Source organism: Pueribacillus theae, assembly GCF_003097615.1.
Taxonomy (GTDB): Bacteria; Bacillota; Bacilli; order Bacillales; family UBA6769; genus Pueribacillus; species Pueribacillus theae.
In genome coordinates this window covers 1-22,924 of sequence record NZ_QCZG01000011.1, presented here as the reverse complement: position 1 = coordinate 22,924, position 22,924 = coordinate 1, and the positions used below count along the sequence as shown (strand labels likewise).

The 22,924-nt window shown below is 35.4% G+C and carries 26 protein-coding genes and 2 pseudogenes; 8 read left to right on the top strand and 20 right to left on the bottom strand.

Features of this window, described 5'->3' with window-relative positions; genetic code table 11:
- Window positions 1-29 precede the first annotated feature (29 nt).
- The 5 genes from DCC39_RS07010 to DCC39_RS06990 all read right to left on the bottom strand — a co-directional run bounded on the left by DCC39_RS07010 (window position 30) and on the right by DCC39_RS06990 (window position 4,195).
- Window positions 30-1,082 (bottom strand): HAMP domain-containing sensor histidine kinase, encoded by a 1,053-nt coding sequence (locus DCC39_RS07010; RefSeq protein WP_116554183.1) that lies wholly within the window; start codon window positions 1,080-1,082, stop codon window positions 30-32.
- A complete protein-coding gene (gene liaF, locus DCC39_RS07005) occupies window positions 1,082-1,795 on the bottom strand; it encodes a cell wall-active antibiotics response protein LiaF (RefSeq protein ID WP_165820796.1) in 714 nt (237 codons plus the stop codon). The genes DCC39_RS07010 and liaF overlap by 1 nt, the downstream gene beginning before the upstream one ends.
- Window positions 1,796-1,927: 132 nt before the next feature.
- Window positions 1,928-2,572 carry a PspA/IM30 family protein gene (locus tag DCC39_RS07000; RefSeq protein ID WP_116554181.1) on the bottom strand — a complete coding sequence of 215 codons (645 nt, stop codon included), beginning with the start codon at window positions 2,570-2,572 and terminating at the stop codon, window positions 1,928-1,930.
- Between the two features lie 3 nt (window positions 2,573-2,575).
- Window positions 2,576-2,983, bottom strand: a complete 408-nt coding sequence (locus DCC39_RS06995) for a LiaF transmembrane domain-containing protein (RefSeq protein WP_116554180.1) — start codon at window positions 2,981-2,983, stop codon at window positions 2,576-2,578.
- Window positions 2,984-3,217: 234 nt separating this feature from the next.
- A complete protein-coding gene (locus DCC39_RS06990; protein WP_116554179.1) occupies window positions 3,218-4,195 on the bottom strand; it encodes a C40 family peptidase in 978 nt (325 codons plus the stop codon).
- Window positions 4,196-4,407: 212 nt separating this feature from the next.
- Here DCC39_RS06990 and DCC39_RS06985 point away from each other — a divergent pair, with 212 nt between their 5' ends.
- Window positions 4,408-5,211, top strand: a complete 804-nt coding sequence (locus DCC39_RS06985) for an HAD family hydrolase (RefSeq protein ID WP_116554178.1) — start codon at window positions 4,408-4,410, stop codon at window positions 5,209-5,211.
- Here DCC39_RS06985 and DCC39_RS06980 read toward each other — a convergent pair.
- Window positions 5,208-6,143: a DUF4349 domain-containing protein gene (locus DCC39_RS06980; protein WP_205948476.1), complete on the bottom strand. Its 936-nt coding sequence runs from the start codon at window positions 6,141-6,143 to the stop codon at window positions 5,208-5,210. The two genes, DCC39_RS06985 and DCC39_RS06980, sit on opposite strands and share 4 nt — an antisense overlap.
- An 80-nt stretch (window positions 6,144-6,223) precedes the next feature.
- Between DCC39_RS06980 and DCC39_RS06975 the strand changes: the two genes are divergently transcribed.
- Window positions 6,224-6,709 (top strand): YndM family protein, encoded by a 486-nt coding sequence (locus DCC39_RS06975; RefSeq protein WP_165820795.1) that lies wholly within the window; start codon window positions 6,224-6,226, stop codon window positions 6,707-6,709.
- A gap of 67 nt (window positions 6,710-6,776) precedes the next feature.
- Here DCC39_RS06975 and DCC39_RS06970 read toward each other — a convergent pair whose 3' ends face one another.
- Window positions 6,777-7,355, bottom strand: a complete 579-nt coding sequence (locus DCC39_RS06970; protein WP_165820794.1) for a competence protein ComK — start codon at window positions 7,353-7,355, stop codon at window positions 6,777-6,779.
- A gap of 636 nt (window positions 7,356-7,991) precedes the next feature.
- On the opposite strand from DCC39_RS06970, the pseudogene DCC39_RS19945 reads away from it, so the two are divergent.
- Window positions 7,992-8,162 (top strand): annotated as a pseudogene (locus DCC39_RS19945) (IS5/IS1182 family transposase); the annotation flags it as partial.
- 88 nt (window positions 8,163-8,250) lie between these two features.
- Here DCC39_RS19945 and DCC39_RS06965 read toward each other — a convergent pair.
- The 3 genes from DCC39_RS06965 to DCC39_RS06950 all read right to left on the bottom strand — a co-directional run bounded on the left by DCC39_RS06965 (window position 8,251) and on the right by DCC39_RS06950 (window position 10,874).
- Window positions 8,251-8,808, bottom strand: a complete 558-nt coding sequence (locus DCC39_RS06965) for an NADPH-dependent FMN reductase (protein WP_116554174.1) — start codon at window positions 8,806-8,808, stop codon at window positions 8,251-8,253.
- 85 nt (window positions 8,809-8,893) lie between these two features.
- Window positions 8,894-9,955, bottom strand: a complete 1,062-nt coding sequence (locus tag DCC39_RS06960) for an LLM class flavin-dependent oxidoreductase (RefSeq protein ID WP_116554173.1) — start codon at window positions 9,953-9,955, stop codon at window positions 8,894-8,896.
- A gap of 412 nt (window positions 9,956-10,367) precedes the next feature.
- Complete coding sequence (locus DCC39_RS06950) at window positions 10,368-10,874, bottom strand: flavin reductase family protein (RefSeq protein WP_116554171.1); 507 nt, start codon at window positions 10,872-10,874, stop codon at window positions 10,368-10,370.
- 403 nt (window positions 10,875-11,277) lie between these two features.
- On the opposite strand from DCC39_RS06950, the gene DCC39_RS06945 reads away from it, so the two are divergent.
- Window positions 11,278-12,921, top strand: a complete 1,644-nt coding sequence (locus tag DCC39_RS06945; RefSeq protein ID WP_116554170.1) for an AMP-binding protein — start codon at window positions 11,278-11,280, stop codon at window positions 12,919-12,921.
- 6 nt (window positions 12,922-12,927) lie between these two features.
- On the top strand, window positions 12,928-13,383 hold the full coding sequence (locus tag DCC39_RS06940; RefSeq protein WP_116554169.1) for a MaoC/PaaZ C-terminal domain-containing protein: 456 nt from the start codon (window positions 12,928-12,930) through the stop codon (window positions 13,381-13,383).
- Between the two features lie 70 nt (window positions 13,384-13,453).
- Here the strand turns inward: DCC39_RS06940 and DCC39_RS06935 are convergent, their stop codons facing one another.
- The 9 genes from DCC39_RS06935 to DCC39_RS19270 all read right to left on the bottom strand — a co-directional run bounded on the left by DCC39_RS06935 (window position 13,454) and on the right by DCC39_RS19270 (window position 21,066).
- On the bottom strand, window positions 13,454-14,029 hold the full coding sequence (locus tag DCC39_RS06935) for a TetR/AcrR family transcriptional regulator (protein ID WP_116554168.1): 576 nt from the start codon (window positions 14,027-14,029) through the stop codon (window positions 13,454-13,456).
- 347 nt (window positions 14,030-14,376) lie between these two features.
- On the bottom strand, window positions 14,377-15,111 hold the full coding sequence (locus DCC39_RS06930) for an SDR family oxidoreductase (protein ID WP_116554167.1): 735 nt from the start codon (window positions 15,109-15,111) through the stop codon (window positions 14,377-14,379).
- Between the two features lie 81 nt (window positions 15,112-15,192).
- Window positions 15,193-16,686: a sodium:solute symporter family protein gene (locus DCC39_RS06925; protein ID WP_116554166.1), complete on the bottom strand. Its 1,494-nt coding sequence runs from the start codon at window positions 16,684-16,686 to the stop codon at window positions 15,193-15,195.
- A gap of 18 nt (window positions 16,687-16,704) precedes the next feature.
- Window positions 16,705-16,914 carry a hypothetical protein gene (locus DCC39_RS06920; protein WP_116554165.1) on the bottom strand — a complete coding sequence of 70 codons (210 nt, stop codon included), beginning with the start codon at window positions 16,912-16,914 and terminating at the stop codon, window positions 16,705-16,707.
- Window positions 16,915-16,976: 62 nt separating this feature from the next.
- Window positions 16,977-17,738, bottom strand: a complete 762-nt coding sequence (locus tag DCC39_RS06915) for an SDR family NAD(P)-dependent oxidoreductase (protein WP_116554164.1) — start codon at window positions 17,736-17,738, stop codon at window positions 16,977-16,979.
- A gap of 105 nt (window positions 17,739-17,843) precedes the next feature.
- Window positions 17,844-18,587, bottom strand: a complete 744-nt coding sequence (locus tag DCC39_RS06910) for an SDR family NAD(P)-dependent oxidoreductase (protein WP_116554163.1) — start codon at window positions 18,585-18,587, stop codon at window positions 17,844-17,846.
- Window positions 18,588-18,705: 118 nt separating this feature from the next.
- Window positions 18,706-19,479 (bottom strand): SDR family NAD(P)-dependent oxidoreductase, encoded by a 774-nt coding sequence (locus DCC39_RS06905; RefSeq protein ID WP_116554253.1) that lies wholly within the window; start codon window positions 19,477-19,479, stop codon window positions 18,706-18,708.
- A gap of 72 nt (window positions 19,480-19,551) precedes the next feature.
- A complete protein-coding gene (locus DCC39_RS06900; RefSeq protein WP_116554162.1) occupies window positions 19,552-20,307 on the bottom strand; it encodes an aspartate/glutamate racemase family protein in 756 nt (251 codons plus the stop codon).
- A gap of 558 nt (window positions 20,308-20,865) precedes the next feature.
- Window positions 20,866-21,066 carry a hypothetical protein gene (locus DCC39_RS19270; RefSeq protein WP_205948475.1) on the bottom strand — a complete coding sequence of 67 codons (201 nt, stop codon included), beginning with the start codon at window positions 21,064-21,066 and terminating at the stop codon, window positions 20,866-20,868.
- A gap of 783 nt (window positions 21,067-21,849) precedes the next feature.
- Here DCC39_RS19270 and DCC39_RS19800 point away from each other — a divergent pair.
- The 3 genes from DCC39_RS19800 to DCC39_RS19795 all read left to right on the top strand — a co-directional run bounded on the left by DCC39_RS19800 (window position 21,850) and on the right by DCC39_RS19795 (window position 22,542).
- On the top strand, window positions 21,850-21,951 hold the full coding sequence (locus DCC39_RS19800) for a hypothetical protein (protein WP_116554161.1): 102 nt from the start codon (window positions 21,850-21,852) through the stop codon (window positions 21,949-21,951).
- Between the two features lie 229 nt (window positions 21,952-22,180).
- The gene (locus tag DCC39_RS06885) at window positions 22,181-22,303 is read left to right on the top strand and encodes a transposase (protein ID WP_165820793.1); all 123 of its coding nucleotides are present in this window, start codon (window positions 22,181-22,183) and stop codon (window positions 22,301-22,303) included.
- 119 nt (window positions 22,304-22,422) lie between these two features.
- Window positions 22,423-22,542 carry a transposase gene (locus tag DCC39_RS19795; RefSeq protein ID WP_116554252.1) on the top strand — a complete coding sequence of 40 codons (120 nt, stop codon included), beginning with the start codon at window positions 22,423-22,425 and terminating at the stop codon, window positions 22,540-22,542.
- A 263-nt stretch (window positions 22,543-22,805) separates the two neighbouring features.
- Here DCC39_RS19795 and DCC39_RS19390 read toward each other — a convergent pair.
- Window positions 22,806-22,924: pseudogene (locus tag DCC39_RS19390) on the bottom strand (peroxiredoxin); the annotation flags it as partial.

Sequence of the window (22,924 nt, the reverse complement as noted above, 5' to 3'; positions counted from 1 at the left end):
AATCCTCCTTAAAATTTATTGGTAACGCGTTATTGGTTCATTTTAACTAAAGGGATTTTCACTTCGATCTGTGTTCCTTTTTGCGGGCGTGAAAAAATTTCAATGACGCCGCCTATTTCATTTACCCGCTCCACCATGGAACGTAAGCCATATGACGATGTTTTCTTCTCGTCAGCATCAAAACCAACGCCGTCATCAGTAATTTTGAGCCTAACCTGATCGTTTATAACATATAGATGAAGTGCAATGGAATATGCTTTTGCGTGACGAAGTGTGTTAGATATCGCTTCTTGAATGATTCTAAATAAATGATCTTCTATTCCCTTCGCTAATCCAGTAATTTCTTCAACTTGCCATTTAATCGACAGCTCATGTTTGGACTTTAACTCGTTTAAAAGATTTTCTACACCTTCTTTAAGACGTTTGCCTTCTAAATGTGTAGGCCTTAAGTGAAGCAGCAATGCACGCATTTCAGACTGTGCTTCGCCCGCCATCTTTTCGATCATTTCAATTTGGCTGCTTGCTTTTTCCGGTTGTTCTTCAATCGTTTTACTTACCGCTGATGTCATCATTGAAATTGCAAACAGCTGCTGGCTAACAGCATCATGCAGTTCACGTGCAAGCCTTTGTCTTTCTTCCGCTATGGCAGTCTGTTTCAATGTTTCATTCCATTCTGCCTTTTCTGAAGACAAGCGCTGTAATGATGCAACTTGCGCTTCAACTCTGCTAGCCATATCGTTTAAGTGCTTCCCCATTTGCCCGATTTCATCGTAACCTAAATGAGGAGCGCGGTGCGAAAAATTACCCCTCTCAAATGCAAGCGTAGATTGAATGAGTATTTCGAAGCGCTTTTTCAAATGATTGCCATTTACATATCCAAAAATTGCGCCAATCATAATGGCAGCCAAAAGCAGCGAAAGAACGACCGGTATCCCCCAAGTTTGTTTTTTGATAAACAATAGAATATCTTTAGGATGGTCTATAAAAATAAGCACAATCACGAATACAGTCATAACAAGGCAAATCAAGATTGAAAAACGAACGAATTGCCATTGAATATTCGATAGCTTTTTTCGATCCATTATAAATACCTCACATCGATATCTCCGATTGTAAGAGAAAGTATGAGTTTTACTTTTTTTTCTGCGCTTGTGTATGATTCCGTTCGTTTTGATAAACTTCTGCTTATTCCACTTTGTTTATTCCCAAACACTTCCAATTCGCCAATCGTTACCGATGCATTGATCGAAACATCCAAGTCATAAGGAACGTAAATGTCAATGTCGCCAATCCATCCGCTAACAACAAGAACTGTCTCGCCAGCTGGTATAATCGCTTTCGTCAGATCAATTTTAACATCACCAATCCCATGTGAAATGGTTAAGTCTTCCAGCTCGTACCGATCATTCATCATGTGGAATTCCCCGAATAGTGATCGCCTAGCACTACTGTCAGTGACATGGTTTTCTATCGAATCCTCTGAATTGGGGGACGGTTCATGCTTTTTATCATTCGTGTTTTGTTTTTTTAGCATGTTATAGCCGAAATACATCATCACCGCAGCGATAAACAATGCAAATAAATTAATATTTAAAAATAAAACAATCGCTATACCGATAAAAACGCCAGCCAATACTCTACTGCTCCGCTGATAGAAATAAAGACCGATGCCTGTAAAAATAAGTGGCAATATAAATCTTACGATTGCCGTATGGACATTGAGGCTGTTTATAAAAATCATGATGCCGATTAATACAATGACCATACCTGCAAAGCGCTTCATAGATGTACGCATCGCGTTCTCCTTTCTACCAGAAACGGTAATCTTCATTTTACTATAATCGACTATTTCAGTCTCTCATCATTGATGAAAGACGGACACGCCGCAAGACATGTCCGATATTCCTTACTTATTATACTAAATCAATTAAACCGATTCTTTCATTTTTTTCAATTCTTCTTCAACCGCTTCATTATGTTCTAATTTTACAGCTCTTGCTTCAAAAGAGTGGCTTTTATCCATTACTTCTGTGCGATTTTCCAACTCCATGATTCTTTCTTCGATTCTTGAAAAACCATGTGCGATGCTATCACTGTCAAATCTAGCCATTGTCGTTGTCATGTTTTCCTTCGTTTTTGCGGCTTGCGCTCTAGCAATTAACGCATTTTTACGATCTTTCAGAAGTTGATAACGTTCTTTCATGTCGGATAGCTGTTTCATTAACGCTTGAACTTGCTCATCTGCTTCTGCTTGCAATTTTTCATATTGCTTTACTTGTTCCTCATATTGGATTTTTCCATGCATTGCTTGTCTTGCAAGTTCTTCCTCATCTGCTTTAAGTGCAAGCTGCGCTTGTCCGGCACGTTTTGCCATTAGCTTTCTCGCCTCATCTGCTTGCATTTGAAACTTTTGTGCCAACGTCTTTTGTTTCGTAATCGCTTCTTCAGCTTTTGAAATTTCTTTCTCCATATCTCTCATGTACTGTTTTAACATCGCAACCGGGTCTTCCATTTGATCCATCCACTCATGAATTGTAGCTGTTGTTAAGTCTCTTAAACGTTTAAATACCATTTTTCATTCTCCTTTATTATTCATTTTTTTGTTCCATTCAATATCGAATGCATCTTCATTAATTGCTGCCGTATTACCATAAACTTCGAGCGGCTCTTTAGTAGCTCTTTTCGAATTCTTGCCCATCATTTTCAATCCGAAGTAAATGAAAACAAGTCCGAAAAGCAAGCCAAAAATAATATGAACCGCTCCGAAAAACATGAGAATACCGAACAGAAGAACAGCTATTCCAAATCCTTTTTGCGTCGATGACTCGGCTTGCTTTATTTTCTTAAAGGCATAGCCAACAATGAAAATTGCCAATAAGGTTCTAATAAACCATCCGCCTTGAAAGCCGAGAACATTTAGGAAGATGACTCCTCCCAAGGCTAAAAGAGCAAGCCCGATAAATGATTTGAATGTCCATTTCATTTTCTTAACCTCCTTTGCCTTTCGCTTGTCTTAATCATAAGGCGAATCGTTTTTATTTATAACGATCTTCAGTTTGGTTTTCGTTCAGACTTGAGACTGAGATAATGGTCAGCCTGTAAAACAAGCGGACATTTGGCCTTATGCCCTCCTTAGATACAAAAATGTTGGCCAAACGGAAAAAACACCTTCCAGCTTATGCTTTAGATGGAAGGTGTTTCAAATCTTTTTATTCTATTATAATACGCTGCCGGCTCCGATATAACGTGGTTTCCAGTAGCTGTTGTTCAAGCTGGAAATCGTTACACCAGTCGAAGAACCAGAATGGATAAATTGATTGTTGCCTAAGTAAATGCCTGCATGAGATGGACCTTTACCTGTAGTGTTGAAAAAGACAACATCTCCAGCTTTAGGGCTGCTGACACGCTTTGAAGAAGCACGGATTTGGCTTACGGTACGGGGAACCTTTACGCCGTTCTTTTTGTATACGTAGTTTAAAAATCCGCTGCAATCAAAACCGGAAGGCGTTGTTCCGCCATACTTATATTTTGACCCAATAACCGACTTTGCTGTTGAGACAAGATTTGAAGCTTTTGCCGTGCTGCCACTGCTTTTGCTTTGTGATTTTTTGGCAGCTTTCCCATTATTGAGTGCTCTAAGAGTCTGTGGACCTGCTATGCCGTCAGCCGCCAAGCCATTTGCACGCTGAAATGCACGTACTGCATTAGCTGTACCTGATCCGTAAATGCCGTCAACTTTTGAATGTAAATAGTTAAGGTTTTTTAACTTCGACTGCAAATTTTTGACAGCTTGCCCCCTGCTTCCATTACGTAATAAAGTAGAACTTTTAACCGCTTTCGTTTGTTTGGACGCGTTTGTTGCGGATGCTTTCGAACCATTCAATGCACGAAGCGTTTGTGGCCCTGCGATTCCGTCAACTGATAACTTCTTACTTCGTTGAAATTTCATGACGGCATTTTTTGTCGCAGGACCATATATGCCATCGGCTTTTACTTTTAATTTTGATTGTAAATTTTTGACGTCTCCCCCGCGAGACCCAACTTTTAATATTTGATTTGTATTCATTTGGCTTGCTGAAGCGATGTTATGATTAAATTCAAAGTCCCCTATGTACGATGCAAAAGTAAACGCCCCTGCTAGAGTTGCTGAAATTGTAATTTTCTTAATTAACCCTTTTCCATTTATATGTAACATAAAAAACCCCTCCAAAAAGCTTGTTCTTCTATGTTTTTTCTCTATTTCCAGTTGCTAACTATGTTACTAAATTTATATAACAGCAATGTTTTTGTTAGATTACAACTTTGTAACAAGATGTTATTTTCTGAAAATTATTGAATTCACACTCTCTTAAATAAAGTGCTAGAATAGAGAGGGATAAGTACGGATGAAAGCAGGGAATAAAACAAATGATTAAAGCTGTAATGTTTGATTTAGACGATACGCTTTTATGGGATGATCGAAGTATTAACGAAGCTTTTGAGGAAACGTGCGCAGCTGCTGCAAAAAAGTATGAGCTCGATCCAAAAAAACTGGAGGAATCAGTAAAAAAAGAAGCTAGAGAACTATACTCAACTTATGAAACATTTGAGTTTACAAAAATGATCGGGATCAATCCTTTTGAAGGACTATGGGGTAATTTCCTAGATGATACTGATGATTTCCGCAAACTTAACCAAGTCGTTCCAGCTTATCGTAAAGATGCCTGGACAAATGGCTTAAAAGCGTTGGGAATCGACGATAAGGAGCTCGGAGCAAAACTAGGGGAATTGTTCCCTAAAATTCGCCGACAAAAAAAATATGTTTATGATGAAACGTATGCCATCCTTGATTCTTTAAACGACAACTATAAGTTGCTCCTGCTTACAAATGGCTCACCTGATTTACAAAATGAAAAACTAAGAGGTGTACCCGAATTATCTCCTTACTTTGATCACATTATTATTTCAGGCAGCTTCGGGCGCGGAAAACCGGATAAAGGCCTTTTCCAACACGCGCTTGAAAAGCTTGGCGTCGCAAACAATGAGGCCATCATGGTCGGTGATAAATTAACAACCGATATTCTCGGGGCAAATCAAGCCGGCATTACTTCGGTCTGGATTAACCGCAACAACCTCACACGTAGCGATGACATTATTCCTGACTATGAAATTCAATCATTAAATGAAATCCCCTCAATCATTGAAGCCGTAAACAAAGCAAGCAAGGCTTAATCCCTGCTTGCTTTTTCGTTTCTTTTTTTACGTCTTATATACAAGTATAAACCAACAACAATTATAGCAATTGGCACTAAAATTGGTGAAAGGCCTAGTAAGAAAACAACAGCTCCTGAAACACCTGTGAAAATGAAATGAATTGTCGTTACAAATAATTGTTTGGAGCGCGTCCATGTGTTCAAATCTTTAGAACCCAGTTCGCCAACTTTTATACTTTTCTCAGTAATGGATACCGTAACTGTTGAATAATCACTTTGGTTTTTAAGATAGTTCAATCTGCCTTCAATTTGTTCGATCTCTTCCTGCACTTTCCCCATCTGTTCCGAAACCGCGAGAAGATCCTTTGTTGTTTCCGCTTGCTCCATAAATGTTTCTAGTCTTTTTTTGACACTCATTTTTGCCTTTAAACGAGCCTCTAAATCGACATATTCCTCTGTCACATCTTCCCCGTCTACCGACTGATCCGTTACTTCAGTACTGATTTTTTCTACACTGTCTAGGAATGATTGGAACGATCCCTGTGGAATCCTGACAGTGATACTGCCACTTTTCTCATTATGTTCCCCCTGATTGACGTGTGAATTCACAATATAGCCTTTTTCCTTTTCTACGATTTCGCTAATTTTTTTCTCGGATTCATTATAGTCAGGTACGACAATATCCATGTGTGCAGTGTAAATTATTTTACGCTTACCTTTCATTGGAACATCCGTGGCTTCTTTACTTTCTTCTGTCTGAGCAATTTCTGCACGATCCTCATCAACTTCCACTGAATGGATTTCGTTCCTCATCAGCCCCGCATGATCTTCAGCTGATTTCTCAGAGCTGTTGCTGCATGCAGTAAACATTATCAGTAAGAAAAAAAATGCGGTTATTCTCAACGAATTCTTCATTTCATCACCTGTTTTCTCTTCTTTTCCATAAGACACTTGCAGCTCTAAAAAAGTTTCATGTTAAGCGGAATAAATACCCGATAAAAGATAAACATAAAAGCAAGGAGGTGAAATTAATGGATCATGTAAAAGCACTAATCATGAAATTTATTATGTGTACTGCGGTATTATGGATTGTACTCGGCTTATTATATGGTGCTGACTTTGGAGAAATTTTAACGATTTCAGTCATTCTAACGCTAGCCTCTTATGCGATTGGCGATTTGCTGATTTTACGCTCATTCAATAACATAGTTGCAACAATCGCAGACTTTGGACTTTCTTTCATTATGATCTGGCTCATTGGCTTCGCTATCATTGACGAACCAATGCCGATTGTGACTGCCGCTCTCCTGTCAGCACTTATCATTGCTGTCGGAGAATGGTTCTTCCATCAGTACATGAAAAATCAGGTTTTCGATGATGAAAATAAAGACGATCGAACGATAAGAAATAATGATACTATAACTACGGAATTTGCGGATGAACCTGATGTGCATGGGATTGATCGAGAAAATATGGGAGTAAGTCCATCTAATAACGAAAACAAGAAAAATGAATAGACACATGTAAGAAGTCAGGAAGCATATCGCTTGATTGCTTTTCCTGACTTCTTGTTATTAGCATTTTTTATCTTCTGTAAACTTCATACGTTCCCTTCTTTTCATCAAGAACTAAATTCCATAAATCGGTTTCAATTTGCGGCAGTTGATAAATTAATGGTGATTCAGCAACGACATCGAAATTTGATCGTACCTTCAACTGATGACGCAATTCCCCAGTACGGAATTTTTTCGATTCGACTAACTTTTTACTTTTAGTAACAATTAATTGTTGTTCATTCATAAACGTGATTTTTGCATGATGAGTTTGATATGCGTCAATATCTCGGATATGTACGTAAGATAACCATACACAGGTGTAATTATTAGGCGACACAAGGGGAAACATGTACATATCAAGCGGTACACAAATCGCAATTGGATACATTTTACCTCTATTCATAATAGCTTTTGTTCCATCCACTCTTCCTTCATAACTCGAACCAAAAAATTTGCAGCTGTCATTTAGTATTGTTTTCGGATTTTTTCTTATCAATATCGTTCGATTCAATTCCATCCCAAACGACCAAAGTTCGCCGTATTGATTTAAATGTGGTACAAGCGCCATCGTATCTGATGTCATGATATATTCACCATGGATTCTCACTGTCATCCCCCTTTTCCTTGTATGTCGTTATTTTCATATTCAAATAAAAAAGGTATACTAACAATAAGTTGGTATACCCAACTTTTAATGGATCCCAGGTGTGTCTCCCCAAAGACTATTCCACCTGGGAGCTTCCCTCACAGTCCTTCAAGCCATCCCACTTCTGGCTTTCATTGTACTAATTCACCCTTCCCAAAAAATAAACCTAAAGACTTATCAAACAACTGATAAATTAAAACTTTTTTCCTAAATAATTTACAATATCACCCTATTATTTGACAACATCTCCTCCTCTCTTTTATTCATTATAGGAAAATTGTAACAATAAGTGAACAAAATTGACTGATTTTTTCGGAAATTAATTAACCTGAATTCTTATTTTTTGGATATTTATGCCGGAACAATTTTAAAACGGCAGCGAAATCACTGCCGTTTTGTTATTTATTTGAATACTTTTACTCAGGTACAATTTAACAATTCCATCCAATTTAGTGTTCTAATCAACTTTTTTTCAAATATGATCTGCAGCAGCTCCAATGCCTGTCCAGCACCTCCAAAAGTTAGGCGCTCATACCACCATTGCCTATAATAAGCGTAATGAAAAGGAAATCGAAAGTTTTGATGAGAACTTTGCTCCAAATAAATGCTTATTTAAAAGAGTTTTTCCGATTAAACAATGTTTGCCATCGTACAATTTAGAAAGCGAAACTTCATTTTGATTTCGTAACACACGTTTATAATGCATCAAGATTAGCTGCAGATCGTATTCGAAAACAGTTAGAGACAGAACAACAACTGGCTGCATAATTTTAAAAAAAGCAAAGTTTGATTAAGGTAAGATCTACACTTTTTTTAAAAAGAGTTATTATGAAATCAATTCAAGCAATAAAAATCATTAATAAATGTTTTCTTTTACAAAGTTAGTTTTGATTCCCTTTTGCAACATAATGACTTCTTTGGAAAGATTGAAAATTTGCGTTAATATATCCTCATTTATAATTTTGGAGTTTCTAAAGTCATCATTATGAACAAAGACATAATTTGGGGCAACAAATGCTCTAAGATAACCCGCGATTGGTTTTAGTTGATTTTCAATCATAAGATAATGTTTAAGATTCCCGCCAACAGCAATAAAGCCGATTACTTTGTCTTTTAGCGTTTCAACTGGGATTAAATCAAAAAGATTCTTGAGTGTGCCTGGCATGGTTCCATGAAAAACCGGTGTACCGATAATGTAAAAGTCAGCGCCTGCTACCATATCAATGACCTTCTTTGTATCCCCAGTATAACTCTTTGGATCTCGACCATCACAAAATTGTAAATTATATGTTTTCAAATCCAATAGTTCAACTTCTATATTTTGATCAATTTTCTTAACATAATCTAAAGCTCTTTCAACAACAATTTTTGTTTTTGAGCCAGTGATCGTTCCACTAACACCCAAAATTTTCATGTGAGCTACACATCCTTTAACTAAGTATAAATTTTAAAAGAGTTTTAAAAAAGGAATAGTTTAACACCTATTCCTTTTAGTTTTATTACATACTATGGGTTTTTTTAAAAGCTGGTATCACTTCTTTAGCAAACAGTTCCATGGTTTCCATTGTTTTCTTGTGCCCCATTTGCCCAAAATTAAACCATCCAATAAACTGATTCACACCGGCTTCTTCCTCCAAATATTTTATTCTTTCAATAACCTCTTGAGTCGAACCAAAGCATCCACCATTTTTCTCGATTTCCTCTAAAGTTAAATTAGCTGTTGATTCCTGGACCTTTTCATAAAACTTGTATTCATCTACAGCTTCTTTACTTCCAGAACCAGGAAGTAATGTAGCTAATAAATCATAATATTGTTTTGAATTTTGTACTGCTGTAATTTTTGCATCTTGAGACGTAGGTGCAACATGGACTTGTTGCATCAAAGGAAATTTATAATCTGTTGGATTATATCCGTTTTTAATTAGAACATTTTTATACGTGTCAAAATTTCTTTTAATAATATCCATCGGCGTAAAGTTTGGAGAAGTCAGAATATGTCTTCCTTCTTCGGCCATAATTTCAAAAGTCTTAGTACTAACAGATGCGAAATGTATTGGTACATGGGGTTGCTGATTTGGTTTAGGATGGATTTTAACATTTTCATAATGATAATGTTTTCCTTTAAAATTTACTTCGCCTTGTGTCCAAGCTTGTGTTAAAATTTCAACGGTTTCATTAAATCTTTCCCTTGATTCATTCGGGTCTATTTTAAAACCCTCAAATTCGGAGGGTTGATATCCGCGCCCAACCCCTAAATCCAAACGGCCTCCACTCATAATATCCACTAAAGCAGCATCTTCAGCTAAACGGATAGGATTATAAAAGGGTAAAATTGTCACAGCAGTCCCAATTCTTATTTTTTTTGTTTTAGCAGCCAAGTGTGCAGCGAGCATTAATGGGTTACCTATAAGCCCATATTCAGAAAAGTGATGTTCTGCTATCCAAACAGAATCAAATCCCAATTCTTCAGCATAAGTAAGTTCTTCAATAGCTTCGTCGATGATTTGCTTTTCACTATTACCTTTTTTATAAGGAAATAAATTCATAACTCCAAACTCCATTAAAGATTCCTCCTTGAAATATTTCAATTATTTTGTAACAGATATATACCTACCGGTCGGTATATATCTGTTACGACACTACCTTACTTTTGTTTATAACGCTATTATTCGAGTAATCAACTAACTTCGATTTTAAACCACCATTACCAAATATAATTTTATCGTTTTTATTTGTTTGTGAATAAACAAACTTTAAAAATGATAATATTTTTTTTCGCCTTTCTTTAATATTGGTGTGACCTTTCTCGTAAAACCATAAATCAATTGTATTATAAATACCACGATTGATTCCAAATTCCCTGTTACAGTAATGTACAAAAAGTAAATCCGGCAAATTAGTATTCTTTGCGGCATTTAGCATACTGTATCACCTTTTCACAATAGTTTTTTATGAGTGTCCTTGACATTAAGATTATTTCTGTGTTACAGAATAAAATTCCGATGGTATAGGACCAAATTGTCTTCTATGATATAACGCAGGTTCCTTATCTTTTACTTCAATATCTATAACTTCACCAACTAAAATAGTATGATCTCCAGCTTCAATACATTTAAACTTTTTACATTGCAAAACAGCAAATACATCCTCAATTATTGGAAGATTATTCTCAGATATTGTCCAATGACATTCCTTAAAACGATCAATTTTTTTTCTGGCGAATGTGTTACATAATTCTTGCTGATCTCCAGCTAGCATATGAACAGCAAAGTAATTTCCTTTCGTAAAGGATTCTAAAGAATCAGCTTTATGGTCAATAGACCATAATATTAACTGCGGATTCAAAGAAACTGAGGCAAAAGAATTTACTGTTAATCCCACTGGCTTTCCAATGCTATTAATTGTAGTTAAAATCGTTACCCCAGTGGGATAATTACCCATGACATTTTTAAATAAATCTTGGCTTTGTTGTAACAACATTTTTTACTCCTTTCAAACTTTTTTTGGAACATTCACGATATTAAATTTTAAAATAAAATACCTACTAGTTGGTATTATATTATCTAATTAACATTATTGTCAATGATTTGATAAAATAATATAGAATATTTTTAAATTTATCGATATTGAATTGACAATAACATGTTCAAAAGATACAATAATACCTACTGGTTGGTATTGGTTTGGTTGTCGTTATAAAGCAATTTAATTTAAAAGGAGGGAATCGTTAAACTTCATCCATCCAGAAAGAGGTAATTATTTTTGACACTGTTGGATTTCCTTTCGACAGTAAACCTTTATTTTATATTTTAATGGTATTGTCATTTTGGTACATCCACGTATTAATTAAAAATAGACTTTAAGATTTTTATGAGGAGGAAAAATGGAAACGATTACTTTAGACAAAACATTCGGTGATCTTTTAAATAGTGCTTCGAGTACTTGGGGAGACTCAAAAGCAATTATATATAATGAGAAATCTTATACGTATTTAAACTTGAACAACATTACTGATTTATTAGCGAAAGGATTACTTTCCTATGGTGTACAGAAAGGAGATAAAGTTGCTTTATGGCTAAATAATTCTCCAGAATGGTTTTTCTTCTATTATGCAATAGCTAAGATTGGCGCTGTTATTGTTCCTATCAATACGAGGTTTCGTTCAAATGATCTAGAATACGTTCTTAAACAGTCAGATTCTTCCCTATTAGTTCTTGGAAATTCATATCGGAATGCAAATTATTATGAGATATTAAAGGGGATTACCCCCGAGCTAGAACATAGCATTCCGGGTCAATTAAAAGCTGAAAAGTTACCTAGACTACGAAAAGTGATTTCAGTTGGTTTTTTATCTACTAGTACTATTAGTTTTAAAGATCTTATCGATAGAGGAAAACAAATTAGCAACGATGAACTACGTAAAAGAGAATCGGAAGTAAGTCCTGAAGATTTATTTGCTATTTATTATACATCTGGGACAACTGGATTTCCTAAAGGCGTAATGCATTCCCATAAAATGATAATTAATATGAACAATGTTGCCGAACGCCTTCAAATGAAGAGTTCTGATAAAATTTTATTGTTCCTACCTCTATTTCACGTTTATGCTAGTCAAGTCGGGTTGACTGCAGCTTGTACTAGAGGAGCATGTATTGTTCTTATGGAGGCATTTGAATCAGGAAAGGTAATAAAATTAATTAAAGAAGAAAAAGTTAGCATTTTGTATGGATTTGATTCTATGTATTTAGATATTATGAATGATCCCAATTTTAATCAAAAATCTATTAAATCAATAAGGGTAGCAATGTGCTCCGGAACAAAGGGAATATTGGAAAAGGTAGTTAAAAAAAATGATTTCAAAGTAGTTAATTCATACGGTATGACAGAATCAACGGGAGTAACTAGTTTAACATTTTTAGACGACTCTGACGATACTATTATTTCAAAAAACGGTTATCCTTTACCAGGCATTTCAATAAAAATTGTAGACCCTTATACTAAGCAAACCCTAAGTAATGGAAATTCAGGAGAAATATGTGTAAAGGGTCACTCTGTTATGCTTGGTTACTATAATAAACCTATAGAAACAAAAGAAGTTTTAACTGAAGATGGATGGCTATATACAGGGGATAAAGGTTATATTGATGAGTTAGGTTATCTACATCTCTCAGGTCGTATAAAAGATATTATCAGAGTTGGTGGAGAAAATGTAGATCCAATTGAAGTAGATGCTGTTTTAATAAGCCATCCGGCTGTCTTTAAAGCATGTACAATAGCAGTACCTGATGAGAGATTGACAGAGGTATGCGCATCTTTTGTACAGTTACAAGTAAATAAAAACAAAATAAATGAAGAAGAATTAATTTCTTACTGTAAAACAAAAATTGCTAGTTTTAAAGTTCCTAGATATATATTTATTGTGGACGAGTTTCCAACAACTACAACAGGAAAAGTTCAAAATTTTAAATTAAAACAAATGGCTTTTAAGTTGTTAGAAAATAAAAAAGCTAAAAGTTCAGAGGTATAGATATATATGGGATTATATTATGAAGATTTCGAGATTGGCCAATCTTTTACGAGTGTTTCAAGAACTATTACTGAATCTGATGTAGTACAATTCACTGGATTATCAGGTGATTTTAACCCACTACACACTGATGAGGAATTTGCAAAAAATACTCCTTTTGAAACTAGAATTGCACATGGAGCACTTGGATTTTCTGTTATGACGGGGTTAATGGATCGTTTAGGAATATTTACAGGAACAGCATTAGCTTTTTTAGGTATTGAAAATTGGATGTTTTTAAAACCTATATTAATTGGAGATACAATACACTTTGAAATGAAAATATTAAACAAAAGATTAACTTCGACAAAAGAAAGGGGAATAATATTTCGCGAAGTAACGGTTTATAATCAAAGGAAGGAGACTGTTCAAAAAGGACAATTGAATATTATGGTCAAATGTTATCCGAAAAACATTACATAAGGCAATTTAGTGGTTGATTTAATTAAAAGTTAGGTAGAGCATCGGACTTATTCATATCCGGTGCTTTACACTATATACTAATTCCTTTTAAAATCATATTTTGATGAATTTTTGCGATTTCCTCAATGGATAATTCTCCATCTTGACGATACCAATGTATTCCCCACCCTGACATACCCAATATTGAAAACGCGATTAACTTAGGGTTTATAGTAGGATCGAATTCCCCAGATTTTATTCCTTCCTTTAATATATTAACAAAACAGTCCTCAAATTTATCTCTCTTCTGTTTAATTAATTTATTTTTTTCAGCAGTAATGAATCTTCTCTCGAGTAGATATATGGTTACTTTTTCTTTGTATAAAGCAATACTTTTCCACGTGGCTTCTATCATTCTTTTTAATTTTTCTGTACAACTTAAATTTGGAAGTTCTGTAATCTCAGTTACTTTTTTTAATTCGTATTCAATAAATTCATCATGTATTAAATAAAGTAAATCCTCCTTTGAATCAAAGTAATAATAGAAACTCCCTTTCGTGACATTAGCATGTTCCACTATGTCTTGAACCGATGTTTGCATATATCCCTGTTTTTCAAATAAATGTACAGCAGAGTTAATCAAGTTTATTTTTTTTTCTGAAACCATCCTATAACCTCCTAGGCGAAAATCATCGTCAAAAATAACATACCAGTTGGTATAGTTAACGTCAAGTTAAAGTAAAATTTTTTACTAATGATTGTTGCGTGGAAATTCACTAAAAATGCCTTGCTTCTGCGTATTTTGATTCTTAAGTTAAGTTATGTTCAATAAACAATATTGATTAAAAGGGCGATTTAATTTCCTTTCATGATCTTCTGAAAAAGGCAAAAAGGCAGAACGATCTACCTCATTTTTACGAGATTTAACAAAAATTAAAAAAGCGAGAGAAGAAATTGTATAACTTCTTCTCTCATGCTTTTTATTTTAAGATCTATTGAACAGTGTTTTCCCCATTAAACACAGCGTCCCCCATCAACCTCGAGATCTACACCTGTAATCATTGCTGCTTCATCAGAAGCTAGGAATAAAGCGGTGTTGGCCATATCAGTTGGTTTTGCAAGGCGACCTAGTGGGATAGTACCAATAAACTTCTTTCTTTGTTCTTCATCAACCATAGGGGTATTTGTCGCGACTGGATTAATGCTGTTTACCCGTATTCCATGGGGAGCGAGTTCCAATGCCATTGATTTCATAAATGCAACTACGGCACCTTTTGACGCACAATATATATTTAATCCAGCTCTTGGGCGTAATGCAGAAGTGGAACCTGTTGATAATATAACCCCTTGTTTAGCTTCCTTCATATAAGGAACAACAGCTTTTGTTCCTAAAAATATACCTTTCATGTTAATATCCATCATTCTTTCATAATGATCTTCACTAATGTCTTCAATAGATGAAATTGGCATAGCTATACCGGCATTATTATACATAATGTCGATTTTATTAAAATTTTTTACCGTATTATCAACTAATTCGCTTATTTGTTCTGACCTCGTCACATCTGTGGGAATAAATTGAGCCCTACCTCCAGCATCTTGAATGGTCCAAGCTACTTCTTCACCATTTGAATTAGGTAAATCTGCTATAATAACAATTGCACCTTCTTCACTGAACCTCTGGGCAGTTGCTTGCCCGATTCCGGAAGCAGCACCTGTAATAATTGCTACTTTATCCTGTAATCTCATAATAGTATTCCCTTTCTAACAGTATATTATTAAACAACTTTATTAAAGAAATCTGATATAATGCTCTATTTATTTTATTCCCTATGCACCTACGTCACTTTTTGTCCCTATTTTATTTGTATTTGGTCTTCTTAATTGTTTGTATACTTGAAGTGACTTTTCTGAAGGTGAGCTAATCATTGATACAACAATAAAAGCAATGACTGTAATGATTAGTGAGAACAGTGGGGCAACTAGCCATGGGACTGCTTCAATACTAAAATCAGTGATCTGGGTATAAGATGCTGTTACAGAACCTACTACCATTGCAGCAATAGCTCCAGCTCTGGTGGCTCTTTTCCAGAAAAAACCGCCTAACCATGTAACTAGAAACGCTGGTCCCATTATAGCCATTGACACTGTTATGATATCAAGCATCCACGTAAACCTAAAAGCAGCAAATAAAAATGATAATACTGACATTACTAGAATAGCAAGTCTTGTAACTCTTACAACCTCTTTATCATCAATAGGTCGCTTTTTCAAAAGAGGTCCCACTAATCTTCCATAAATATCCCTGCCAACCGCCAGTGCCGAAACCATTAGTTGACCACTGGTTGTCGATTGTGCAGATGCTAAAAAACCCGCAAATGCTAGCCCAGTAAAAATAGGGAATACAACCTTATCGGCCATTATTAAATAAACTTGTTCAGCCTGTGTACCGTCTAATCCCGGGAATAAAACTGCCCCCATTAATCCAACAAGTAAGAAAAAGAATGTACATATCCAAATAAATGGGGTAGCAAATAAAACTGCCTTATATACCTCTCTTTCACTTTTTGCCAAATAGGCACGGCTAATAGTATCTGCTCTTGCAAGAGTACCAATTACCCATGTGAAAAATAATCCCCATATTAATGTTGCATCTCCTGTCCCATTGGATATAGTCAAAAAATCAGGATGCAATTCTGTAATTTTATTTACAAGACCTGATACCCCTCCAACATTAATCATTGCAGCAGTACCAACAATGACGGCAGAAATCCATGTGAAAAAGTGCTGAAAAACATCAGTAAACGCAGTAGCCATCATACCGCCCAAAACTGTATATATTAAAATTACTGCCATCGCTATGAAAATAGCTGTTAAATAAGAAACCCCAAACATTAATTCAAACAGGAAGGCTATGCCGATTATTTCTACACTGATATACAAGAAATATCCTACGAATATCAAACAAGCAGAAAGTGCACGGACTACATTACTATCATATCTGTCTCCTAGAAAATCCGGAATTGTTACTTTACCGAACCTACGAAGCATTGGCCCGAATAAAGCAAGACCTCCCATATATCCAAACACTGATCCTAGATAGGCGCCATTCCCCATAAATCCCTGATGGTATACTAACCCAGGAGTTGCAAGAAAGCTTGCCGCACTTAAATAAGTAGCGACATAACCAGCCCCTACAACCCAATATGGTTGATTTTGACCGGCAACAAGAAATTGCTTTTCGCTACCTTTTGATGTTAAATAACCAATAACTATTACCAAAAGTAAGTATCCAATAAATACTATATAAGCCGATACCCCCATTAATATCTCGCCTCCCTTTTAATTTGGTTCTTTTTGATCTTTGGTTTTAATTAAGCCATATATGCCTACCCCGATCCCAATTACTGGTACAAGAAGTTCTAAATAAAAGAATCCTCTAAGTTGCGGAACCGCTATAAAAAATTGAATGATAAATACGGCCGGTATTATGGATACTAGAAGGAGGATTGTTACATAGATTCTACCAATCCATTTCACTTTATCTTGCATTTATTAAACCCCTTTCGTTTAAAATTTAAGGGAAAGGCCTTCTAAACAAGCTTCTTTTCCCTTTATACACTACTTCCACCATCAATTTGATAACATCCACCCGTTATATAGGAAGCCTTCTCAGAGGATAGAAATAAAACTAATTCTGCAATTTCATTTGGTTCAGAATATCGTTTAATAGGAATACGTTTTTCATATTCCTCTTTTGCCCTTAAAGGATTATTAGGATATTTAATTGCATCAAGTGAGCGCATCATTTGAGTATTTACAGGAGCAGGACAAATGGCATTAACTCGGATACCGTCTTCTCCAACTTCTAAAGCTGCTGTTTTTGTTAACCCTATAACCGCATGCTTTGATGCTGAATATGGTGCGAGACCTGGTGATCCTTTTAAGCCAGCAATCGAAGAAGTATTAACAATACTACCTGACTTTTGCTTTATCATCACATCCAAAACATGCTTTAGTCCATAAAATACTCCTTTTACATTAACACTCATTACTTTCTCAAAATCATCAGTTGAAATTTCTGTTACTTGCCCATACCTTCCAACTATCCCTGCGTTATTAAAAAATACATCTATTTTTCCATATTTACTCACTGAAGCTTGCACAAAAGATTTCACATCTACTTCATTTCTCACATCTGCGGGAAAGAGAAGATAGTCTTTTAAATTTAATTCAAAAGCGATTTTCTCTAAAGCATTCTTATCTAAATCTACTAATACTAACTTTGCTCCCTGTTCGTGAAATAGGCGTGCGGTTTCCTTTCCTATGCCACCTGCTGCTCCGGTTATTAATACTATTTCTCCGTTGAAATCCATATCACCACTCCTTTCTTATATATATTGAGTAAATTAAGATAAATTTTTTGTTTCTATAAAGTAGGCGTTTTCCTTTAATCCAAAAATGGCTATTGAGCTTTTATTCTAACGAGCTGTATACCCGCCATCCACAGGTAAATCAACTCCCGTTATATAAGAAGATTCATCAGATGCAAAAAATAACACTGCATAAGCAATTTCGTATGGTTCAGCTGGCCTTCCTAATGGTCCAATTCGCCATGATTCCTTCGAATCGGCTAATAATACCTCTGTCATTGGTGTTCTTACAATTCCGGGATGAATACAATTTACCCTTATACCAAATGGAGCAAATTCAATTGCAGCGGTTTTAGTTAACATTCTAACGGCTCCTTTTGCCGCATGATATGAGGCAGCTGCTCCACTTCCAACTAACGCCCAAATGGATGAGTTATTAACAATAGAACCATGTCCACTCTTTTTCAAAAGCTCTAATGTTGATTTCATTCCAAGAAAAACACCTTTAGCATCCACATCCATAATTTTCACCCACTCATCCTCTGTCAATTCTTTTATCGACTTACGACCAGGAATTCCAGCATTATTAACAAGAATATCTAGTCTGCTATACATTCTTTCTATATATTCAGCGGTTTTGTTCCAATCACTAGAATTCGAAACATCCATTTGTATGTATTTTGCTTCTCCCCCCTCTTCATTAGTGATTTTTTCAGCGGTTTCTTTTACCTTCTCACTCATATCAGCTAATACAACATTGGCGCCTTCTTTAACAAATAATCTTGCCATTGCCTCTCCTTGACCCATAGCAGCACCTGTTATTAACGCTACTTTACCTTCAAGTCGTCTCATCATATCCCACCCTGTCTTATAGATAAACTCTTAAAAAAACCTACTGGTTGGTATCTGTTTGGCAAATAAACTCCTTTTACATTTAATAATCACTGAGGAAAAGAATAAAATGATGATGTTAAAATCCGTAGATTGTCATTCCTCCATCTACGAAAATAGTCTGTCCAGTGATATAGTTAGAAGCATCAGAACTTAGAAAAACAGCTGGTCCAACTACTTCTGGTAACTTTCCTACACGGTTTAAAGGTGTACGGTCCAAAATGGTTTGAAGATATGCTTCATCTTTAAGATACTTTTCAGTTAAGGGAGTCGAGAAATACCAAGGTCCAATAGAATTAACATGAATATTATATTTTGCCCATTCTAATGCTAAGTTTTTTGTCATTTGAATGAGTGCTGCCTTCGTTATTCCGTATACTATACCTGTATTTAACGCAACATGACCAGCTACTGAAGAAATAGTAATAATTTTACCTTGTTGCTTTTTTTTCATAATTTCACCGGCAAATTGCGCCATTTTAAAAGCTGACTTTAAATTAGTATTTATAAGTTTTTCCCATTCTTCATCAGTTACTTTACTAGCAGGTGCTCGAATATTCATGCCAGCGTTATTTATTAAGATATCTAACTCTTTAATATAAGAAAAAATATGTTCAATATCCTTTTGTTTAGTAATGTCAGCTACTATTGGTATCGCTTTCAATCCAAACCCTAAAATTTCTTCCTTCACTTCTTGGAGAGCTTTAGATGTTCGTGAAACAATATAAACTTCAGCACCTGCTTCAGCTAGTCCTATAGCTAAAGACTTTCCAATCCCTCTGCTGGCACCCGTGATTAAAGCCTTTTTATTTTCCAATCTAAAGCTTGGCAAATAATTAGAAGAACTCTTCAATCTTAAATCACATCCATTAATAATTTTTAAAATTATATTTTCGATTTTAAAGTACAAAGACGATTTACTCTTTTAAACTTCTATTATTGGCAAAGTTTTTGGACTTTCATAATAGCCACATCTACTTATATCGGTTCCAGAGACTTGTTGTAATGTTATTTGTGCATCTGCCATTTTCAAAGTAGCACCGGTAACATCTAAGATTGTAGCGCCAGTCTCTTTAACTTTTGAAATGTTGTTTTGTACGCATATAATATTTAGCAAACCACATCCTGGTAAAATTACCTCAGCTCCCTGATTTACCGCCTTTTCACAAGCATCTAAAAATTGATTTATAACAGGCTCGGGATTCGAAAAGGCATTTTCCAGATCCCTCAAACTGACTTCAAAATATTGGGTATCGATGGAATGCTGTCTCAAGCCATATTTATTGATAAGATTTGGGAAAGATTTTTTTGCTAGTTGGGGTGTATATGTGACAATTGCGAACTTCTTACCATACATCAACGACATTAACATTGAAGATTCTGCCATACTAACAACTGGAATATTAACTAACTCCCTAGCCTCATCCAGTACGGGGTCCAAAAAGCAATGTAAGGCAATAGCATCAAAACCATTCTTTTCAGCGTGAATGATATTTCGAAGAATTTCTTTACTATTAAAAAACTCATTTACCATAAATTCGGCTGGAAAACTTTTCTTAACACCACCTATTTCAAATGAATAATTTGGCAAAATCATCTGCGCATGATTTTTAATACCCTCCTTATAGACTGATATTTTATCAATATCTGTACTACTTTGAATAAAAATTCTTTTTTCCAAGTTTATTCCTCCTTCATAAAAAAACCAACCAGTTGGTACAATATTAACAGAATAAATTTTAAACTTCAATATTTTTTTAAAATTAATTATTAATTGTCAACTGAACCTATATGTAAAAATATTGAACTGATATTGCATTAGCTTAAACAACTGTCATTATCAAATGATTCGTATTAAAATCACCCACTGTTATCTTTAGCTGAAGTTGAATTTATCCTAATTTTCCTGTTGAAAACTTAATAAATTCACCAAAATAATTGAAAAGGTGTGCCAAATCAAGGAAATGGAAGTTATCAAAACACACCCTTTCATCTTGAAAGAAGCACCTATTTGGTGAATTGTAAACGAATTTTTTCCATAATCAAAGATTTACCTTGTGGATAATTGAATTACAACAGAAATTTATTCACAGTGCGAAATTTAAGTTTAATATATTTGGTTGTTACCAAACTAGAAGTGAATACATGAACAGAAGTTGACTGGATTACTATCTTGTTTAATCATATGCAACATACAACTATGTACGTCCATCAGTGGTGACACCACGATATTCTTTCTTTAGTCGGCAGCGACATCACGACGTCCGTCTTCTTTTTGGTTTGAAATTTGGTTTGAAATTTTCCTTTTGGCAAAAGATGAAATGGCTTTACTATCCATGGCCAAATGTTTTCCAAGGTCCGGTAGGATCTCTTTTAGCTCCTTAACTAATTGGTCAAAGATCGCATCAATCATATCGATATGATCCAGTAATTTTTTCATGAATCGCGTATAGATCCACGCTGGTGGTTCTTTGCCAATAAAGCCGCACATGTCACGCAGTTGACCGTTACGCGATAGCTCGCGACGAATCTTCTCAGTGAATCATGTTGGAAAACGATGCCTGCTAAAATCGAGTTCCACATCGCTCTCACTGGATAATCATCACGTCCATTTCTGCGTTCCTTTTCCAGTTGAACCATTAATTCTTCATCTGTAGATATTCCAGTACCATACGCAAGCGCTCCAAATCCCCAAGTTGTTCAATTTCATTCCATTCAAACAAACGAAGTTGTGGTATAATAGCCATACAAGTGAACTTCCTTGTTGGTGTTTTGGTTTTGTGGTTATTACCATTTTACACCATAGAGGTTCCTTTTTTATACCTTTTTGAACGGGGTAGAATTTTCAACCTTTTGTTTATTTCCCTTTAAAATCTGGATAAACTCCTTGATTTTCGGGGTAAAAAGATTTTTACTTCCTTTCATCCCTTATCTGACATGATGTTTTTTACATAGCAATTAGCTCTAAGGATCAAAAGAATGTCATCATTGAAGTTGTTCCAGTTGACTATACACAAAAGTGCCCTTGCTTTTCCAGTTCTTCCGTTAAACGTATAGGTACCCCATATAAACAAGTAAAGGTATCTATCTACCTTTGGAAAGATTGTGTATTTAAGACTACCTGCTATTCGTATGCAATGTAAGGTGTGTTTCGCCACGTGTATAGAAATATGGTTTTGTCGGTCCAAAAAAGCGCTACACGAAATGTTTTGAATCGTTTGTCGTGCGTCAAGCAAGTGGACCAACAATCTCAACAACTGCTGACCAACAAAACGTACCTTATAAGACAGCTGAACGTTATTACAAACATTGGTTTGGAACTTGAAAGTGAGCGGATCCAAGAAAAAAGTCTTAAAGATGCGGCCAGTCGTGACCTGCTTGTACTCGGCATCGATAATTTTGCGACCCGTAAAGGGCACAAATATAATACAGGACTTCATGATTTAAAAGGTGGTAGTTTTTTCAACTGTTCCCCAGACGTACGTATGAAGAATTAATGACTCATTATGACTCGCGTCCTTCTCTTAAAGCCCTTAATCCTTTCGGGTGTTATGATGGATCTGACAAAAGCTTATCACGCCTTTATTCGCACAGTATACCCAAAAAACGCCATTCGGATTGCCGATCGGTTTCATGTCAATCATTATGTGACGGAAGCATTTCAAAAAAATACGTAAACAGATTCAAAAGACGCTTGCCCCCCATGCCAAAAAAAGTTTGAAAAAAATTCATCACTCCCTACGGACATCCAGCTGTCGACTTTTGCTTAAAAACGATGGAAAACTGAAAATAAGAAATCGCGAATTATCACCAGCTGCGTTTTACAAATGCTTCGGTTGAGGGAAAAAACAACAAAATTAATACGCTGCAACGAAAGTATTACTTTACTCGCAATCCACAAGTATATAAGCAATGAATTATCGTGGAATGAAATGCAATAAGGAATACATGCGTATAGCTTAGATTTTGTCAAACACAGATTTTGGTGTTGAGCCGTTCTTAACGAATTATTTTTTATTTTTATCAAGAAAAATTCTCTTAGGCTTAGTAACCTTTTTATGTATTAAATTCGCACACTTTTGTTGTTTTCTTTTCAAATACTTTTAATTTTTGCAAGCACAAAAAAACCGTAAGTAATAACCTTACGGAAAGAATTAACTCATAAAATTGTCTTTTTAATTAAGCTATATTTTCCTTAATATATCCCAACGCCTCTTCCACATGCCCCTTCACTTTGACACTTCGCCATTCTTTCACAAGCTTGCCTTCTTTATCAATCAGAAAGGTTGACCGATCAA

Excerpts from the sequence above, each read along its gene's own strand:
- DCC39_RS06990 (WP_116554179.1), bottom strand. The coding sequence starts at position 4,195 with ATGTTACATATAAATGGAAAAGGGTTAATTAAGAAAATTACAATTTCA.
- liaF (WP_165820796.1), bottom strand. The coding sequence starts at position 1,795 with ATGCGTACATCTATGAAGCGCTTTGCAGGTATGGTCATTGTATTAATC.
- DCC39_RS07010 (WP_116554183.1), bottom strand. The coding sequence starts at position 1,082 with ATGGATCGAAAAAAGCTATCGAATATTCAATGGCAATTCGTTCGTTTT.
- DCC39_RS06985 (WP_116554178.1), top strand. The coding sequence starts at position 4,408 with ATGATTAAAGCTGTAATGTTTGATTTAGACGATACGCTTTTATGGGAT.
- DCC39_RS07000 (WP_116554181.1), bottom strand. The coding sequence starts at position 2,572 with ATGGTATTTAAACGTTTAAGAGACTTAACAACAGCTACAATTCATGAG.
- DCC39_RS06995 (WP_116554180.1), bottom strand. The coding sequence starts at position 2,983 with ATGAAATGGACATTCAAATCATTTATCGGGCTTGCTCTTTTAGCCTTG.
- DCC39_RS06945 (WP_116554170.1), top strand. The coding sequence starts at position 11,278 with ATGGAAACGATTACTTTAGACAAAACATTCGGTGATCTTTTAAATAGT.
- DCC39_RS06960 (WP_116554173.1), bottom strand. The coding sequence starts at position 9,955 with ATGGAGTTTGGAGTTATGAATTTATTTCCTTATAAAAAAGGTAATAGT.
- DCC39_RS19270 (WP_205948475.1), bottom strand. The coding sequence starts at position 21,066 with ATGAAAAAATTACTGGATCATATCGATATGATTGATGCGATCTTTGAC.
- DCC39_RS06925 (WP_116554166.1), bottom strand. The coding sequence starts at position 16,686 with ATGGGGGTATCGGCTTATATAGTATTTATTGGATACTTACTTTTGGTA.
- DCC39_RS06950 (WP_116554171.1), bottom strand. The coding sequence starts at position 10,874 with ATGTTGTTACAACAAAGCCAAGATTTATTTAAAAATGTCATGGGTAAT.
- DCC39_RS06935 (WP_116554168.1), bottom strand. The coding sequence starts at position 14,029 with ATGGTTTCAGAAAAAAAAATAAACTTGATTAACTCTGCTGTACATTTA.
- DCC39_RS06975 (WP_165820795.1), top strand. The coding sequence starts at position 6,224 with ATGGATCATGTAAAAGCACTAATCATGAAATTTATTATGTGTACTGCG.
- DCC39_RS06920 (WP_116554165.1), bottom strand. The coding sequence starts at position 16,914 with ATGCAAGATAAAGTGAAATGGATTGGTAGAATCTATGTAACAATCCTC.
- DCC39_RS06930 (WP_116554167.1), bottom strand. The coding sequence starts at position 15,111 with ATGAGATTACAGGATAAAGTAGCAATTATTACAGGTGCTGCTTCCGGA.
- DCC39_RS06940 (WP_116554169.1), top strand. The coding sequence starts at position 12,928 with ATGGGATTATATTATGAAGATTTCGAGATTGGCCAATCTTTTACGAGT.
- DCC39_RS06910 (WP_116554163.1), bottom strand. The coding sequence starts at position 18,587 with ATGAGACGACTTGAAGGTAAAGTAGCGTTAATAACAGGTGCTGCTATG.
- DCC39_RS06885 (WP_165820793.1), top strand. The coding sequence starts at position 22,181 with ATGGATCTGACAAAAGCTTATCACGCCTTTATTCGCACAGTATACCCA.
- DCC39_RS06965 (WP_116554174.1), bottom strand. The coding sequence starts at position 8,808 with ATGAAAATTTTGGGTGTTAGTGGAACGATCACTGGCTCAAAAACAAAA.
- DCC39_RS06915 (WP_116554164.1), bottom strand. The coding sequence starts at position 17,738 with ATGGATTTCAACGGAGAAATAGTATTAATAACCGGAGCAGCAGGTGGC.